A 15,921-nucleotide genomic window follows, 5' to 3' on the forward strand; every position below is an offset into this window, starting at 1 on the left:
GCATGGAGTTGGATGGGCTGCTCTGACGCCGCGTTTTCGGGATTCGGGATTCGGGATTCGGGATATTGAAGCCCTATGCGCCGCTGCCCGCCCCTGTGTTCTGCCACTGAGTGAGAAGTCGCCTGGTGGAGGCTGCCGTCGGATGGGCGGGGCCGAGGGTCCGTTCCATGTCGACTACGAGAGTGGCCATGTCGTCGACGGCCGCACCGCTGTCGGGGCCGCCGCGGTTGTAGCGCAGGATGGTGAGACTACTGCGGGCTATCAGGATGAGGTTGTGGTCGGCGCCCAGATGCTCGGTGCCGGTGGCGACGACATCCTCGTACGCCGCTTCGGCCTCGTCGGTGCGGCCGTCCTCGTTGAGCCACTCGCCGAGGCAGTGGTGGGCCGCCAGGGTGTCGGGGTGGCCGGGCCCCAGGGCCGGGGTGATGTCGCCGATCAGTTCCCGTATCGCAGTGAGGCGGTCGGGCAGGTCACCCGTCTCGCCCCGCACCTGCAGGCTCAGCAGACGGGCCGACAGGGTGTCGGGATGGCCCGCTCCCAGAACGCGGGTCAGGTCCGGCAGGACCGACTTCAGCCGTTGGGCCGCGAGTTCGAGCCTGCCCTGCTCCAGCCAGGCCGCCGCCGCCGACAGGGCACGGGCGCGCAGAACGGCCGGGGCGTCGCCGCCGAGGCGCAACTGCGCCAAGGCCACCGGGAACGGGACCTCACGATGCGCCAGTCGCACGAGCACCACCACCGCGCAGAGGGCCACGAGCAGGTGAATCCAGAGCATCCCGCCGACAGGAACGAACAGGGCGCCCACACCGGCAAGGACCGCCCCCGCCAAGGGCCAGCGCCATGAATTCGAAATCCGCTGCATTCGAGACGTCATCTCGTTTCCATTGATCCGAAGGGAAGTGAATGGCCCGCCGGACAAAGGTCGTGTTCTATGTGGTGAGGCGGGGCAGCCCCTTGTCACGGCACAGGGTCGCGGCGAGGCCGAGAAAGATCGAGGCTAGGGGAGCTTGTGGCCTTTCGTCAGCGTGGACACAGAGCCGTCAGGTTTTACGAGGCGCAGTTTCTTGATGCCCGAGTATTTGCGGCCGCTGAAGTAGAGAGGAAGACCGACAAAGAGTGAGACGGCCGTCAGGGCGACGAGGCTGCCCACTGACAGGATGGCAGAGGAGGCCGCGTCCTCGTCGACTGTTTGGCTGCCGAAGTGAACCAACATGGGCAGCCATACCAGCAGTGACATCGCGAGAACGGCGCCGACAACCGTGTAGGTACGGCTCTTTACCGTAGCCTTCTTCAGGTTTTCCACTCTGACGGTGAATATTCGTTTGCAGCGTGGACATTCCATCGTGGCCGAAGTGTCGCCACTTTCGGGCCGCACAAATGCGGGTGACGATATTCTATTGTATTGCCATTTCGTGGTGATGAGGCTACCGCTGGACTTTGCCTCGATGAGGCAGCCAAGCAGCAGTGCGTAGCTTTGCTGCAGCGCTGACCTTTTTTCCACGAACCACACACCCTTTCGTTGGAACTTTCCGAGTCGCGATGTGAATGAGAGAGGTTGAGGATTCGCGTTTCGAGCCGGCCGGTGAGCCGCGGCCGTCGACGGCCGGGTGGACCTCGCCGGTCAGCCCGCCGCTCAGGAACGCAGCTTGGGCAGCAGCGCCCGGACGGTCTTCGCCATGGCCGGCCAGGCCGCCGTGACCTGCTGATCCGTCAAGGGGGTCAAGCTCTGCACCTGGACGTCGCACTCCAGGTTGCTGTCCCGGACCACCAGCCGGAGTCGCTACGGAACACCGCGGCCTCCTCGACGCTCTCGTAGCGGAAGGCCCCGCCGCCAAGCCCCGGTACCTGCACCACCGGGCCCTGGGCCTCCTTCGACGCCGAGGACAGCACGTGCTTGTACTGTCCGATCGCGGTGGCCACGTCCTTCCACGCGGTGCAGTAGACAGTGGAACGACCATCCGCCTTCGCCCCGGCCGACTTGAAGCCCTGTAGGCAGGCGGCGCCGCTGCCCTCCGCCGGATCGGAGCCGGTCTCCTGCCCCTTCGTCGGCCCGTCCGTCGGCGCGACGGCGGCGGACAGCGGGCCGAAGCCGACCTTCGGGCAGAGGTCGTTCGGCGCACGGTAGCCGCCCGGCCCGTTCGTTGGTTCGGCTGCCGATGTCGGCGTACCTCCGACATCGGCGGACGCCTTCCCGTCCCCGCTGCCGCACCCGGCCAGTGAGCCGAGGACGAGCACCATGCCCGTACCCCATCTCGCCGCACGAGTGCATGTGCCTGTCTGGGACAACCCCACGTTTCCCCCCTGAGCGCTGGCCCGGCTACGGCCAATGGCGTCACCACCATCGCAAAGCGCAGCCCCGAAGCCATCGGTGAAAGTACGTAATCCTCTACGTACGTGCGGACGGACGGGGACGGGAACCGGCCGCGGCACCCTTCCTGCGGCGGTCGACGCTCCACATGCGGTCGTCGCCGATCGAGTAGCAGCCGTGGACGTGCCGCCTTGCGCGGGGCGAGGTCGCGCTGGACGGCCCACTATGGCAAGCGCCGGGCCGAGGGACCCGCAAGCCGGCGTCCGGGACAGCTCGGCGCATCGGGCTGGGGACGATCGCCTGAGGTGTCCGGCCCGCTGGTCACGCGCTGGTCGCGCTGGTCACGGAATCCACGTAAAAGACCAGGTCAGAGCCGGTAAACCGCGGAGACGGCCGGGGCCGCCACCCCCCACAGGAGAGGCCCCGGCCGTCGCGCGGCACGGGCCGCGCGGCGGCCCGTACTTCCTTCAGCGTCATGAGTGCGGTTTCTGTCACACCCCGCCGGACCACCCTCGGATCACGAGGTAGTTGCATTTTGTACGGACATGGACGAGCAGCGGTTTCAGGTCGTAACGTGCCTTTCGCGCCGGGCGCGGAAGTTGAATGATCAACGCGACTCTCGAACGATCACCACAACCCCTCGACGGCTCGAAGCGGCGACCATCGATCGCGACCAGGTATTGAGGATTCACGGGTGCTGGGGGACGACGCGGAGCTGACTGCCGCGGTGCTTGCGGCACAGGACGGGGACGAGACCGCGTTCCGGACTGTGTACCGCGCGGTGCACCCGCGGCTGCTCGGATACGTCCGGACGCTGGTCGGTGACCCGGACGCCGAGGACGTGGCCTCCGAGGCATGGCTCCAAATAGCCCGTGACCTGGACCGGTTCGACGGAGACGCGGACCGTTTCCGCGGCTGGGCCGCCCGGATAGCCCGCAACCGCGCCCTCGACCACATCAGGATGCGCGGCCGCCGCCCCGCCATCGGGGGCGACGAGACCGAGCTGACCGGGAAGCCCGCCGAGTCGGACACCGCGGGCGAGGCCATCGAGGCGCTGGCCACCGGCACCGCCCTCTCGCTCATCGCCCGGCTGCCCCAGGACCAGGCCGAGGCCGTGGTGCTGCGCGTGGTCGTCGGCCTCGACGCCAAGACCGCGGCGGAGACCCTCGGCAAGCGTCCCGGCGCGGTACGGACGGCCGCGCACCGGGGTCTGAAGCGGCTCGCCGAACTCCTCGGCGAGGATCCGGAATCGGCCGGGGTGCTCGACGCCCTGCCGCCGCAGCGAGAACCGCAGGACAGCGCGGTGACGTCCGCGAGTGTGACGCATATGCGTCCGCGGACGCAGAAGGACATGTGATGGCCGACGAGAGCTATGGGTGGCTGGACCTCGAGACAGCGGAGCGGTTGCTGCGCGGCGAGTCACTGGAAGCTGTCGACGAGGCCGCCCGCGACCAGGCCGAACGGCTCGCGAAAACGCTCGACGCGCTGACCGTGGAACCCGCGCCGACCAGCGGCGCACTCCCCGGCGAGGAGGCCGCGCTGGCCGCGTTCCGCAAGGTGCGCGCCGATCGTGCGGACGACTGGGTGAGCCCGCCCGTCCGGGGCCGGCACCGGCCCGGAGCCGGTTCCGGCGACGCGGGTCTCGTACGGATCGGCGCCCCGGAGGCGGAGGCTGGCCGTCCCCGGCGACGGCGTCCCGCGCACCTCGCACTGGCCGCCGTCCTGACCGTCGGGATGGTGGGCGGAGTGGCCGTCGCGGCCGGAATCGGAGTCCTGCCGCACTTCGGGGACGGCGAACCGGAACCCGCGGCGTCGGTGTCAGCAGCCGCCACCCCGGACCGCCCGCTCGTCTCGCCGTCGGCCCCGGCCCCCCAGATCGCGCCCTCGCCCGAGGGCTCCCCCTCCGGTGGGTCCGGCTCCCGGGACACGGCCCGCGGCGGCACCGGCGCGGCGCCCGGCACGGGCTCCGAAGGGCTGGGCGTACGGCCCCGCGGCGACCGGGACGGGGCCGTCTCGGCCTGCCGGGACATGCGCGCCGGCAAGAAGCTCGACCCGACCCGCGAGCACTCCCTGGAAGGCGCGGCGGGCGGCACCTCGGTGTGGACGTACTGCAAGGGTGTCCTGGCCGGCGCCGGCACCCGGGGCGACGCCAGGTCCGACGAGGGCAAGGGCGACGGCAAGGGCGACGACACCGGTGCCCACGAGGACGACGACAAGGGCGGCGGCCACGACGGCAGGGGCGACAAGGACGGTCACCACGGTGGCCGGTTCACGTCCCCCCGCAAGAACCACCACGGCCCCGACGGCGGCACCTCCGACACCGCCTCCGGCGCCCCGCTCGCCACGACCCGGGCAACGATGTCACCGGACCCGGAGCCGAGCCCGTCGTACAGCGCGCTCTGACCCCGCCAGGCTGACCTGCGCTTTCTCGTCTCCCGCGGTTTCGGGCGCGGGAGATGTGACGTTTTCGGGTGCTCGGACGCAGCGTTGAGTGAGCCGACTGGTCAGGGGCCACGACATCCGTTCCTCTGAGGGAGGCCGTTCGTGGCACCGACACGCGAATTCTGGCGAACGATCCAGCTGGCCGTGGAGAAGGACACCTGGACCGCCCGTCTCGTCGTCGTTCTCCTTTTGGTGGGAGCCACGGTGCTGGGGGCCTGCGCGATTCTCGCCGCCGACTGACCGGTGCCCGCCGCGACTGTCTGACCTGGGGTTTCTCGCCCAGCCTCGATCTCCCGGCGGTGGGTGTGACGTTTTCGGGCGCTGGGGCGCAGTACTGAGTGAGCCGACTGGTCATCGGCCGTCGCACAGAGCCGGGGTTCCCCCCGTACCTACGGCTCGTGCACCTGGCGCGGGCGGGACACGTTCCCCCGGTCCCGTCCGCGCCCCTAACTCCTCCTCGCGCGCCTCACCAGTGGACGACGACCTTGTCGCCGTTCCGTACCTGGGTGAACAGGTCCGCGATCGCTCCCTCGTCCCGGACGTTGACGCAGCCGTGCGAGCCGCCCGCGTACCCGTGGGCGGCGAAGTCGGCCGAGTAGTGCACTGCCTGGCCGCCGCTGAAGAACATGGCGTACGGCATCGGGGAGTCGTAGAGCGTCGACACATGGTGCCGTGACTTCCAGTAGACGCTGAACACACCCTCACGGGTCGGTGTGCCCACCGAGCCGAAGCGGACCGACACGGTCATGAGCGTCCGCCCGTCGATCATCCAGCGCAGTGTCCGGCTCGTCTTGCTGATGCACAGCACCCGCCCGGTCAGACAGCGCGGGTCCGGCGCGTCGGCCGGCTGGCCGCCCATCAGGTACAGCTCCCACTTGCCCGGCTCGTGCGTCATGTCCTTCAGCCGCTTCCAGGTGACCGAGTCGGTCTTCCCGGTCCTCGGCAGTCCGCGCTTGCCCTGGAACCCCTTCACCGCGCGCTCGGTGAGATCGTCGTACGACCCCGTCGGCCCGTCGTAGAGCCACGCGACCTGACGCAGCCGGGCCTGCAACTCCCGTACGTCCCGCCCGGAGTCGCCCCGCGACCACAGCACGGCGGGCGCGGCCGCCCCGGCGGACGGTGCCGCACCAGCACCAGCACCAGCACCAGCACCAGCACTGGCACTAGCACTCGCACTCGGCTTCGGGTCGTCGTCCGCCGGCGCTGTGCTGTGCTTCGGGACCTCGATCCGCACCGGCAGACGCCGCTTGCCGTCCCCGTCGGCGGTCTGCACCGTACAGCCGCAGGCCAGCGCCAGGACCAGCAGCGCGGCGAGCGATCTCCCCGCGCTCCGCCCGGCGAACGCTCTCCCCATGCCCGTAGTGCGCATCCGGCCCCCTGTCGTCTCACCGGCATCCCTGAGATGTCTCCCCCCGGACGGCCGGTCGCGAACGACCCGGCGGCGCTTCGCCCGAGACCGCAATACGGTGGTGGGCATGACGCGTGAGTCGGAGTCCGGACTGCCCATCGAACCCGTCTACGGCCCCGAGGCCCTTGAGGGCTGGACCCCCGAGGAGAAGCTCGGCGAGCCCGGCGGGTACCCCTTCACGCGGGGCGTGTACCCGTCGATGTACACCGGCCGCCCCTGGACCATGCGCCAGTACGCCGGTTTCGGCACGGCGACGGAGTCCAACGCCCGCTACCGGCAGCTGATCGCCCACGGCACGACGGGCCTGTCGGTCGCCTTCGACCTGCCCACCCAGATGGGCCACGACTCGGACGCGCCGATCGCGCACGGTGAGGTCGGCAAGGTCGGTGTCGCCGTCGACTCGATCGACGACATGCGGGTGCTGTTCGGCGGGATCCCGCTGGACCAGGTCTCCACCTCGATGACGATCAACGCCCCGGCCGCACTCCTGCTCCTGCTGTACCAACTGGTCGCAGAGGAGCAGGGGGTCAGCGCCGACCGGCTCACCGGCACGATCCAGAACGACGTGCTGAAGGAGTACATCGCGCGGGGCACGTACATCTTCCCGCCGAAGCCCTCGCTCCGCCTGATCGCCGACATCTTCAGGTACTGCAAGGCCGAGATCCCCCGGTGGAACACGATCTCGATCTCCGGCTACCACATGGCCGAGGCGGGCGCCTCGCCCGCGCAGGAGATCGCGTTCACGCTCGCCGACGGCATCGAGTACGTCCGTACGGCGGTCGCGGCCGGCATGGACGTCGACGACTTCGCCCCGCGCCTGTCGTTCTTCTTCGTGGCGCGCACGACGATCCTGGAGGAGGTCGCCAAGTTCCGTGCCGCGAGGCGCATTTGGGCGCGGGTGATGCGAGAGGAGTTCGGCGCGCGGAACCCGAAGTCGCTGATGCTGCGCTTCCACACGCAGACGGCCGGGGTGCAGCTGACGGCCCAGCAGCCGGAGGTGAACCTGGTCCGGGTCGCCGTCCAGGGCCTCGCGGCCGTGCTCGGCGGCACCCAGTCCCTGCACACCAACTCCTTCGACGAGGCCATCGCCCTCCCGACCGACAAGTCCGCCCGCCTGGCGCTGCGCACCCAGCAGGTGCTGGCCTACGAGACCGATGTGACGGCGACGGTCGACCCGTTCGCCGGCTCGTACGTGGTCGAGAGGATGACCGACGACGTGGAGGCGGCCGCGCTGGACCTGATGCGGAAGGTCGAGGACCTCGGCGGCGCGGTCGCCGCCATCGAACACGGCTTCCAGAAGAACGAGATCGAGCACAACGCCTACCGCATCGCCCAGGAGACCGACTCCGGCGAGCGGGTCGTCGTGGGCGTCAACCGCTTCCGGCTCGACGAGGAGGAGCCGTACGAGCCGCTCCGCGTCGACCCCGCCATCGAGGCCCAGCAGGCCGAACGTCTCGCGAGGCTCCGCGCCGAACGCGACCGGTCCGCGGTGGACTCGGCCCTCGCCGCCCTCAAGAAGGCCGCGCAGGGCGAGGACAACGTCCTCTACCCGATGAAGGACGCGCTGAGGGCCTGGGCGACGGTGGGCGAGGTGTGCAACGCCCTGCGCGAGGTGTGGGGCACGCATGTCCCCTCGGACGCGTTCTGAGTGCGACACTCGTATCCATGTTCGGTGTCGTAGACCTCCCCACCTATCTGGCGGGCCTTGTCCTGATCGTCCTGCTGCCCGGCCCCAACTCGCTCTACGTCGTCTCCGTCGCCGCGCGGCGGGGAGTACGGACCGGGTACACCGCCGCGGCCGGGGTGTGGTGCGGGGACGCCGTGCTGATGACCCTGTCCGCGGCCGGGGTGGCCTCGCTGCTCCAGGCCAACGCCGTGCTGTTCGGGATCGTGAAGTACGCGGGCGCCGGGTATCTGACGTGGCTCGCGGTGGGGATGCTGCGGGCCGCGTGGGGGCTGTGGCGGTCGCGGCGGTCGCCGGTGGCCGCCGCGGAGGAAGCCGACGCGGGTCCGGGTGAGCGGCCGTATCGCAGGGCCCTCGTGATCAGCCTGTTCAACCCGAAGGCGATCCTGTTCTTCGTCGCCTTCTTCGTGCAGTTCGTGGACCCCGGGTACGCGTACCCGGCGCTGTCCTTCGTCGTCCTCGGGGCGTTCGCGCAGGCGGCCAGCTTCCTTTACCTCACCGCGCTGATCTTCGGCGGGACGAGACTGGCGGCCGCGTTCCGAAGCCGGCGGCGGTTGTCCGCGGGGGTGACGTCGGCGGCGGGAGCGCTGTTCCTAGGGTTCGCGGTGAAGCTGTCGCTCGCTAGCGCGTGATCCCCCGGCCGACGTAGCCCGCCAGCTTCGAGGCGTCCTCACCCGCCCAGCCCACATAGCCGTCCGGCCGCACCAGGAACAGCCCCTTCCCGTACGACGGCTGCTCCTCGCCGGTGACCACCCGCACCGGCTCCGGCAGCTCCGGTGCCGCGCATCCGACCGCGAGGAGCGTCCAGTGCGGGCCCCGGAACGCGTCGAAGAGGCGCGTCCCGCCGAGCTTGCCGTCGGGGGCGCGGTCGCCCGCACGGAGCCCGTCCGGAGCCGTACGGGTCTCCTCCGTCAGGGACGAATCCCGGTACCCCAGGCCCAGTTGGCGGGTCGCCTCACCGCGGCGGACCTCTCCCCGGTGCACGCCCGTGGAGATGCCGAGCATCTGCGCCGCGATGGGCCGGCGCTCCTCCTCGTAGGTGTCGAGGAGTGCGGCCGGGGCACCGCCCCGCAGCACCGCGCCCAGCTTCCAGCCGAGGTTGTACGCGTCCTGGACGCTGGTGTTCAGGCCCTGGCCGCCCGCGGGGGAGTGGACGTGGGCCGCGTCACCGGCGAGGAAGACCCGGCCGGTGCGGAAGCTGTCCGCGAGGGCCGCGCGGGGCCGGAAGTCGGAGGCCCAGCGGACCTCGGTCACCGCCTCGGGGGCCAGGTGGGAGCGGGCCGCGACGACCGCGCGGACGGCGTCGAGCGAGAGGTCCACCCGCGTGCCCTCCGGGAACTGTGCCACGACCTGGAAGTCCTCCGTGCCGGCGAGCGGGCAGATCGAGAGGTAGCCGGCGCCCTCGCCGCGGGGCGGGAACATGTGCCAGTTGTCCCGGTCGAGGCCGGTGATGCGGACGTCCGCGACGAGCAGCGGGTTCGGATCGACCGTCTCACCGGTCATGCCGATGCCGAGCGTCCGGCGAACCACCGAGCGTCCGCCGTCGGCGGCGACCACGTACCGGGCGCGGACGTCCGCGCCCGCCGCGAAGCGCACGGTCACCCCGTCGGTGTTCTGTTCGAACCCGACGACCTCCCGGCCGAAGGACACCCGTCCGCCGAGCTCCTCCAGCCGTGCGAACAGCACCTCCTGGGTGCGCCACTGCGGCACCATCCAGGGCGCGTTGTACGGCGAGTCCTCCGTCGGCTCGGCGGGGTCGAACATCCGGTGCTCGCCGACCCGCTCGCCGTCCTGCCAGACCATGCCGACCGGGTAGGTCCCGCCGGCCGCGAGGATCGCGTCGAGCACGCCGAGGTCGTCGAAGACCTCCATGGTGCGCGGCTGCAGGCCCTTGCCGCGGGAGCCCGGGAAGAGCCGGTCCGCCTTCTCCACCACGAGCGCGTCCACGCCCCGCCGGGCGAGGTCGATACCGAGCGCGAGTCCGGTGGGCCCTGCGCCGATGACCAGTACGTCCGTGTTCACGCCTGTCTCCTTAACGCTGTTAAGTGCCGTCGGCTCCGAGCGTGCCCTTAACGCTGTTAAGCTGTCAAGTGTGAGTACGGAGAAACGCCCGCCCCTCGACCGCGCCAGGGTCGCCGACACCGCCCTGAAACTCCTGAACGAGGTGGGCCTGGACGGCCTCACCCTGCGGGCCATCGCCAGGGAACTCGACGTCAAGGCCCCCGCCCTGTACTGGCACTTCAAGGACAAGCAGGCGCTGCTCGACGAGATGGCGACGGAGATGTTCCGGCGCATGGTCGCCGGCACCGAACTCGACCCGTCCGACACCTGGCGCGAGCGGCTCCTCAAGTCCAACCGCGGCCTGCGCACGGCGCTGCTCGGCTACCGCGACGGCGCCAAGGTCTACAGCGGCTCGCGCTTCACGGGCCTGGTCCACGTCGAGCAGATGGAGGAGACCCTGCGCCTGTTCACGGCCGCCGGCTTCACCCTCCCGCAGGCGGTCCGGGCCACCTCGACGACGTACCTCTACACCCTCGGCTTCGTGACGGAGGAGCAGGGCGTGGAGCCCCTGCCCGGCGAGCGCCGAGAAGGCTTCGACGTGTCGGAACGCGCCCGCCTGATGGCCGACTTCCCCTTGTCGGCGGCGGCGGGCGCGGAGATCTTCCAGGACTTCGACCGGCACTACGAGGAGGGGCTGGAGTTGGTGATCTCGGGGATCGAGGCGCGGCACGGCGGGTGATCCCGGGAACAGCGTCAGCCTTTTCCGAAGGCGTGGGCGTGATCCTTTTCCAGTTGCTCGCGGGACAAAAGAATTCGGACATTCCAGGTAGGGAAATGCCTGACGTGATTCAGCCGGCGCAAGCAGTCCCCGGCACAGCGGGCAATGAGAGCCGTCAGGCCGGCCGAGAAGGCACCGGAGGAGACACCGGGTCAGCGCAGCAGCGCCCCGCGCACCAGCGGGGTCAGCGGCTTCTCGACGAGCCGGTTCAGCAGCCAGGCCAGCGACAGCATCGCGGCGATCGTCAGGGCGAAGGTCACCGACGCCGGGACGCCGAGGCTGCGGTGCAGGGCGCGGATGACCACCCAGCCCAGGTGTTCGTGCACCAGGTAGAAGGGGTACGTCAGCGCCCCGGCCACCGTCAGCCAGCGCCAGTTGGCCCAGTTCAGCCAGCCCAGCGCGATCGCCGCGACCGCGACGAAGCCGAAGGCGACCACCAGCACGATGCCCAGTGAGGTGCGGTGGGCGAAGGCGTGGGGGTCGGACACGTTCCACAGCGACTTGACCGCGTAGTGCTGCCCGATCAGGAAGCTGACCACCACGATGCCCCAGGCATACACGTCACGCCGGTCGCGGTGGACGAGGTAGAGGCCGACACCGCCGATGAAGAAGGAGGCGTACTCGGGCATGAACACCACGTCGAGCAGCGGCTGGTGCGCGGCCTGGGTGATCGCCGCCGCCAGCGTCCAGCCGGCGCAGAACATGATCACGCGGCGCCGGGAGGCCCCGGGCAGGACCACGCACAGCGCGAACAGCACGTAGAAGCGGACCTCCGCCCACAGCGTCCAGCAGACGCCGAGCACCCGGTCGACGCCGAGCGGCATCTGCAGCATCGTCATGTTCACCATGACGTCACTCGGCGACAGCGCCTTGTAGGCGACCGTCGGCAGGGCGAACACCGCCGTGACCAGCAGGACCGCGACCCAGTAGGCGGGTAGCAGCCGGGAGGCGCGGGAGGCGAAGAACGACTTCAGGGGCCGGCCCCAGCCGCTCATGCAGATCACGAATCCGCTGATCACGAAAAAGACCTGGACGCCGAGGCAGCCGTAGGAGAAAAAGGTGTGCAGCGTCGGGAACTGGCGTTGTGCGGAGCTTCCCCAGGACTGGGTGATCTCGCCGCCGCGGCCGCCGTAGTGATACGCGGCCACCATCAGCGCGGCCACCAGCCGCAGTCCGTCCAGGGCCCGCAGCCGGGTCTCCCGGGGGCGCGGCGCGGGCAGTGGCCCTTCCGGCCGCCGGGGCAGGTCGGGTGCCGGCCGGACGGTCATGCTGGTCACGGATATTCCCTTCGCAAGCTCGGAAGAGCCTAAGTCACTCCTGTGGACGCGCCCCAGCACGTTAGTCCGAATCACGGTGATGTCTTACTGGCCGGACCAACGATTGGCCTTCTGGTCCCGGTGAGTTCACCTGAATGTCGTTTTGGCTTCCTAAGTTCGCCCAGAATCCCCCCACGTCGCAGTAAACCCATGAACTTGTCTTTGCTTTGGCAAGAAAACAACAGGAGTGCCATGACGACGGTCCAGAAGAGGCGTGCACGCGCGCGTGGAGGGGAGCTGGACGATTGCCTTCGCGCCTGCGCGGCGCACAGCGGCAAGGTCGTCGGCAGCGTCGACCGCCGCCGCGTCGAACTCGGCGAACAGCTGCGCAAGCTGCTCGTCGCCTGGGGCACCACGGCCACGGCCACCCCTGCGGCGCCCGCCCCGTCCGGTGCCACCGCCCTGCTGAAGCGCGCCGTCAAGGGTGCCGCGAGCCCCTCCTCGAACATCCCGGCCGATCTGCTCGACGCCCTGCTGGCCGTCGCCAACAAGGCCCTGGAATGCGGCTACGACGACGAGCTGAACCTCGCCCTCGTCATCAGCGACACCGTCCTCGCCCAGCGCAAGAACTCCCGCGCCGGCTGGCGTCTGCGGGCCCGGCTCCTCGAGGTCCTCGGCGAGGAGCGTGAGGCCCTGGAGGCGTACGAGAAGTACCTGGCCCTCACCGACGACGACGGCTTCGGAGTCGTTGCCCGGATCGCGGGCCTGCGCATCGCGGGAGAGAAGGAGCGCGAGCTCCTCGCACTCCTGGGGCAACAGGTCCCCGGCGCCCGCGCCTTCGCCGCCCGCCCCGCCACCGACGTGTGGGCCGAGGGCCTCGCCGCGCACGCCGTCGGCGACTGGACCGAGGCCGAGCCCCGGCTGGTGGGAGCGCTCCTCGCGCTGACCGACGAGAACGCCCCCGTGCAGGAGCGGCAGGAACTGCTCAGCCAGTACCTCGACCTGCGCTCCACCGAGGACACCGACGCCGCCGCTCTCACCCGGGTCGTCGCCCTCTACGCCGAACAGCGCCGCAACCGCATGCGGGGCCCCGTGGCCGACCCCACCATCGGCGGCGTGCAGTGGATCAGCCTCGGCGAGTTCCGCAACCAGATCGCCGGAAAGTCGATCTGCCTGATCGCCAACTCCGGCCGGGTGGGCGCGAGTTCGATGGGCGCCGAGATCGACGCGTACGACCTCGTCGTCCGCTTCAACTCCTACCGGATCGACCCGAAGCACACCGGCAGCAAGACGGACATCCACGTCACGATCCACAAGCACGGCTTCAACTGGGACCAGCAGGTCACCACGCGCCTCGTCTTCGGCGGCGTCTCGGGCGACTGGAAGTACTCGCTGCGCAACCGCCTGGTCCCCGGCGCCCAGACCTACCTCGGCGACGAGTCGCTGCGCTGGCCGCTGCGCAACATCGGCAAGGTCTCCACCGATGTCTGGTCCGGCATTCCGACCTCCGGCTTCAACATGCTGTGGCTGCTGGACTTCCTCGACGTGAGCCCGAAGCTCGACCTGATCGGCTTCGACTTCTACGAGAGCGGCGCCTACCGCGTCCAGGAGGCGATGAAGCTCGCCATCACGTCCGTGCACGAATACACCAGCGAGAAGGCATGGGTCATGGAGCGGGCCCAGAGCGTGACCGACATGAGGATATCCCTGCGATGACCACCAACTCCCTGATCGGGACCGCCGCCCCCCTGGCCCCGGTGACCGACGCGCACGCCCTCACCGGCAAGCGGAAGATCGCCTTCGCCAGCTTCGTGGACGAGAACTACCTGCCCGGCTTCCTCGCCCTGCTGCGCAGCCTCGCCCTGTCCAACCCGGGCGTGTGCGAGGACTTCGTCGTCCTCTACGACGACCTGCGCCCGGGCTCGATCGCCCGGATCCGCGCGCTGCACCCGCGGATCGTCCTCAAGCGTGTCGACGCGGACCACTACGACTCGTACAAGAAGGGGGACCAGGACAACTACCTGGTCCGCAAGGCGTACTTCATCCTGGACGTCTTCAAGATCCGCGAGTACGACACCGTCATCACGCTCGACACCGACATGGTCGTCCTCGGCGACCTCGGTGAACTCCTCCGGCTGCGCGAGGGTCTCGCGGCCGTCCCGCAGTTCTTCTACGGACAGCACAAGCTCAACTCGGGCCTGCTGGTCATCCAGCGCGAGTACCTGAGCGACTCCTTCTGCGCGAAGCTCGACAAGTGCGGCCGCTCCGGCGACTACGAACTCGACAAGCACGACCAGGGCATCCTCAACGCCGTCCTGGACGGCGACTTCGTGCGCCTCGACGCCCGCTACAACTTCGTCAAGCGGCGGCTGTCGGGCGATCTGCCCGTCCCGGACGACACCGCGATCCTGCACTTCACCGGCCGTCACAAGCCCTGGCAGGGCGGCGAGGCCGGCTACAGCCAGGCCGAGGAGCGCTGGCGCGAGTTCGAGCTGTCCGACGCCGAATTCCAGGCCGCGTACATGGACAAGCCGGGGGGCCTGCACCACGACCTGATCGTGCACTACGGCACCCCGCACGTGGCTCGCACCGGAGACGTCGAGACCGCCCGCAAGGTGGCCGCCGCCCACATCTCCTCCGGCGACTACCAGGACGCCGTCGACGTCCTGAGCAGCGTCCGCATCCCGCTCGACGAGGCATGGCCGCACGAGGTCCTCGGCCACGCCCTGATGAGCGTCTCGCGCTACGACGAGGCGAAGACACAGCTCCTGCTGGCCGCGGCGGCTCCCAACCGGGCCGCCACCGCCTACGCCCGCCTCGCCCAGATGGCCTGGGTGCACGGCGACAACGCCCAGGCCCTGCAGCACGCCACGGCCGGCATGGCCGTCGACCCGACCCACCGTCCCAGCCGACTGTGGGCGCAGCGCGCGGCCGCCGTGCCGGCCCAGGAACTGGGCGCCCCCGAGGACCAGTTGGCGCATGTCGCCTTCTACATGGACCGACAGGGCAACGCGGGCGACAAGCTCCTCCCGGAGAGCGTCCGTTCCGCCTTCGGCCCGGACACCACCTCCCGCCGCTGGCACTCGGTGCACGCCCACCGCCTCTTCGACGAGGGTGCCCTGCAGCGTGTCAACCGCCGTCGCGGCCTGGTCATCGGCGGCGGCGGCCTGTTCATCCCGGACACCATGCCCAACGGCAACAGCGCCTGGCAGTGGAACGTCCCGGACGAGCTCCTCAAGCGCATCGACGTGCCCATCGCGGTCTTCGCCGTCGGCTTCAACGCCTTCGACGGCCAGTCCTACCGGGCCAACCGATTCCGCGACTCGCTCCGGCTCCTCGTCGAGCAGTCCTCCTTCTTCGGACTGCGCAACCACGGATCGATCGAGAAGGTCCGGGCCATGGTCCCGGCCCATCTGCACGACAAGATCCGCTTCCAGCCCTGCCCGACGACGGTCACCCGCCACCTCGTGCCCGGCTGGCAGGACCCGGCCAAGCGCGACGACACGATCCTCATCAACGCCGCCTACGACCGGGCCGGCCTGCGCTTCGGCCACGACTACGGCCACTTCCTGGCCCAGATGGCCCAGGCCGTCCGTGACCTGGGCGAGCTGGCCGAGGTCCAGTGCGTGGCGCACTCCCTGGACGACGAGAAGATCGTCTTCGACCTGCGGCGCGAGCACGGCATCTCCATGCCGGTCATCCCGATGTACGACTTCGAGAACAAGGAGATCCTCGACCTCTACGCCCGCACCAAGCTGGTCATCGGCATGCGCGGCCACGCGGGCATGATCCCCTTCGGCTGCGGCACCCCGATCATCAGCCTCATCTCGCACCCCAAGATGGCCTACTTCCTGCGGGACATCGAGCGGCCCGACTGGGGCGTCTCGGTCCACGACCGCCATCTCGCCGACCGTCTGGTGGAGCGGTCGAAGGAACTGCTCGCGGACCACGACAGGACGGTCGCCGACGTCCACGGCCGCCAGCAGGAGCTGTGGAAGGTCACCGAGGCCAACGCGGCCGACCTGCGGGTCCTCCTGGGCGGCTGAG

General features: G+C 69.9%; 14 protein-coding genes. 8 read left to right on the forward strand and 6 right to left on the reverse strand.

What is annotated here, in order from left to right:
• Positions 1 to 73: 73 nt before the first annotated feature.
• The 3 genes from ABZT06_RS19695 to ABZT06_RS19705 form a co-directional block, all read right to left on the reverse strand.
• Entirely contained in the window at positions 74 to 772 is a 699-nt protein-coding gene (locus ABZT06_RS19695) for a tetratricopeptide repeat protein (protein ID WP_355741963.1), read from the reverse strand.
• 222 nt (positions 773 to 994) lie between these two features.
• A complete protein-coding gene (locus ABZT06_RS19700) occupies positions 995 to 1,507 on the reverse strand; it encodes a hypothetical protein (protein ID WP_355741966.1) in 513 nt (170 codons plus the stop codon).
• Positions 1,508 to 1,716: 209 nt separating this feature from the next.
• Positions 1,717 to 2,235 carry a hypothetical protein gene (locus tag ABZT06_RS19705; RefSeq protein ID WP_355741969.1) on the reverse strand — a complete coding sequence of 173 codons (519 nt, stop codon included), beginning with the start codon at positions 2,233 to 2,235 and terminating at the stop codon, positions 1,717 to 1,719.
• A gap of 764 nt (positions 2,236 to 2,999) precedes the next feature.
• Here ABZT06_RS19705 and ABZT06_RS19710 point away from each other — a divergent pair.
• From ABZT06_RS19710 to ABZT06_RS19720, 3 genes are all read left to right on the forward strand, one after another.
• Positions 3,000 to 3,662: an RNA polymerase sigma factor gene (locus ABZT06_RS19710; protein ID WP_355741971.1), complete on the forward strand. Its 663-nt coding sequence runs from the start codon at positions 3,000 to 3,002 to the stop codon at positions 3,660 to 3,662.
• A complete protein-coding gene (locus tag ABZT06_RS19715; RefSeq protein ID WP_355741974.1) occupies positions 3,662 to 4,708 on the forward strand; it encodes a hypothetical protein in 1,047 nt (348 codons plus the stop codon). Before ABZT06_RS19710 ends, ABZT06_RS19715 begins: the two co-directional genes overlap by 1 nt.
• Before the next feature lie 141 nt (positions 4,709 to 4,849).
• Positions 4,850 to 4,987: a hypothetical protein gene (locus tag ABZT06_RS19720; protein WP_355741977.1), complete on the forward strand. Its 138-nt coding sequence runs from the start codon at positions 4,850 to 4,852 to the stop codon at positions 4,985 to 4,987.
• 226 nt (positions 4,988 to 5,213) lie between these two features.
• Here the strand turns inward: ABZT06_RS19720 and ABZT06_RS19725 are convergent, their stop codons facing one another.
• Positions 5,214 to 6,101 (reverse strand): L,D-transpeptidase family protein, encoded by an 888-nt coding sequence (locus tag ABZT06_RS19725; RefSeq protein WP_355741980.1) that lies wholly within the window; start codon positions 6,099 to 6,101, stop codon positions 5,214 to 5,216.
• A gap of 121 nt (positions 6,102 to 6,222) precedes the next feature.
• Between ABZT06_RS19725 and ABZT06_RS19730 the strand changes: the two genes are divergently transcribed.
• Positions 6,223 to 7,803, forward strand: coding sequence for a methylmalonyl-CoA mutase family protein (locus ABZT06_RS19730; protein ID WP_355741982.1), 1,581 nt, complete (start codon positions 6,223 to 6,225; stop codon positions 7,801 to 7,803).
• 17 nt (positions 7,804 to 7,820) lie between these two features.
• Positions 7,821 to 8,471 (forward strand): leucine efflux protein LeuE, encoded by a 651-nt coding sequence (gene leuE / locus ABZT06_RS19735; RefSeq protein WP_355741985.1) that lies wholly within the window; start codon positions 7,821 to 7,823, stop codon positions 8,469 to 8,471.
• Here the strand turns inward: leuE and ABZT06_RS19740 are convergent.
• Positions 8,461 to 9,861: an FAD-dependent oxidoreductase gene (locus tag ABZT06_RS19740; protein WP_355741988.1), complete on the reverse strand. Its 1,401-nt coding sequence runs from the start codon at positions 9,859 to 9,861 to the stop codon at positions 8,461 to 8,463. The genes leuE and ABZT06_RS19740 overlap by 11 nt on opposite strands.
• A gap of 70 nt (positions 9,862 to 9,931) precedes the next feature.
• Between ABZT06_RS19740 and ABZT06_RS19745 the strand changes: the two genes are divergently transcribed.
• On the forward strand, positions 9,932 to 10,579 hold the full coding sequence (locus ABZT06_RS19745; RefSeq protein ID WP_355741991.1) for a TetR/AcrR family transcriptional regulator: 648 nt from the start codon (positions 9,932 to 9,934) through the stop codon (positions 10,577 to 10,579).
• A gap of 191 nt (positions 10,580 to 10,770) precedes the next feature.
• Here ABZT06_RS19745 and ABZT06_RS19750 read toward each other — a convergent pair whose 3' ends face one another.
• The gene (locus tag ABZT06_RS19750) at positions 10,771 to 11,886 is read right to left on the reverse strand and encodes an acyltransferase (protein WP_355742250.1); all 1,116 of its coding nucleotides are present in this window, start codon (positions 11,884 to 11,886) and stop codon (positions 10,771 to 10,773) included.
• 240 nt (positions 11,887 to 12,126) lie between these two features.
• On the opposite strand from ABZT06_RS19750, the gene ABZT06_RS19755 reads away from it, so the two are divergent.
• Together ABZT06_RS19755 and ABZT06_RS19760 are read left to right on the forward strand one after the other, a co-directional pair.
• Positions 12,127 to 13,590 (forward strand): glycosyltransferase family 29 protein, encoded by a 1,464-nt coding sequence (locus ABZT06_RS19755; RefSeq protein WP_355741993.1) that lies wholly within the window; start codon positions 12,127 to 12,129, stop codon positions 13,588 to 13,590.
• Positions 13,587 to 15,920 (forward strand): glycosyltransferase, encoded by a 2,334-nt coding sequence (locus tag ABZT06_RS19760; protein ID WP_355741996.1) that lies wholly within the window; start codon positions 13,587 to 13,589, stop codon positions 15,918 to 15,920. Before ABZT06_RS19755 ends, ABZT06_RS19760 begins: the two co-directional genes overlap by 4 nt.
• The last annotated feature ends 1 nt before the right edge of the window (position 15,921 follow it).

It is taken from the genome of Streptomyces sp. NPDC005483, from assembly GCF_040606035.1.
In the GTDB taxonomy this organism is placed as follows: Bacteria; Actinomycetota; Actinomycetes; order Streptomycetales; family Streptomycetaceae; genus Streptomyces.

Bases quoted from the DNA above. Each gene is read 5' to 3' on its own strand.
- leuE (WP_355741985.1), top strand. From the start codon at position 7,821: ATGTTCGGTGTCGTAGACCTCCCCACCTATCTGGCGGGCCTTGTCCTG.
- ABZT06_RS19705 (WP_355741969.1), bottom strand. From the start codon at position 2,235: ATGGTGCTCGTCCTCGGCTCACTGGCCGGGTGCGGCAGCGGGGACGGG.
- ABZT06_RS19750 (WP_355742250.1), bottom strand. From the start codon at position 11,886: ATGACCGTCCGGCCGGCACCCGACCTGCCCCGGCGGCCGGAAGGGCCA.
- ABZT06_RS19725 (WP_355741980.1), bottom strand. From the start codon at position 6,101: ATGGGGAGAGCGTTCGCCGGGCGGAGCGCGGGGAGATCGCTCGCCGCG.
- ABZT06_RS19755 (WP_355741993.1), top strand. From the start codon at position 12,127: ATGACGACGGTCCAGAAGAGGCGTGCACGCGCGCGTGGAGGGGAGCTG.
- ABZT06_RS19730 (WP_355741982.1), top strand. From the start codon at position 6,223: ATGACGCGTGAGTCGGAGTCCGGACTGCCCATCGAACCCGTCTACGGC.
- ABZT06_RS19760 (WP_355741996.1), top strand. From the start codon at position 13,587: ATGACCACCAACTCCCTGATCGGGACCGCCGCCCCCCTGGCCCCGGTG.
- ABZT06_RS19715 (WP_355741974.1), top strand. From the start codon at position 3,662: ATGGCCGACGAGAGCTATGGGTGGCTGGACCTCGAGACAGCGGAGCGG.
- ABZT06_RS19695 (WP_355741963.1), bottom strand. From the start codon at position 772: ATGCTCTGGATTCACCTGCTCGTGGCCCTCTGCGCGGTGGTGGTGCTC.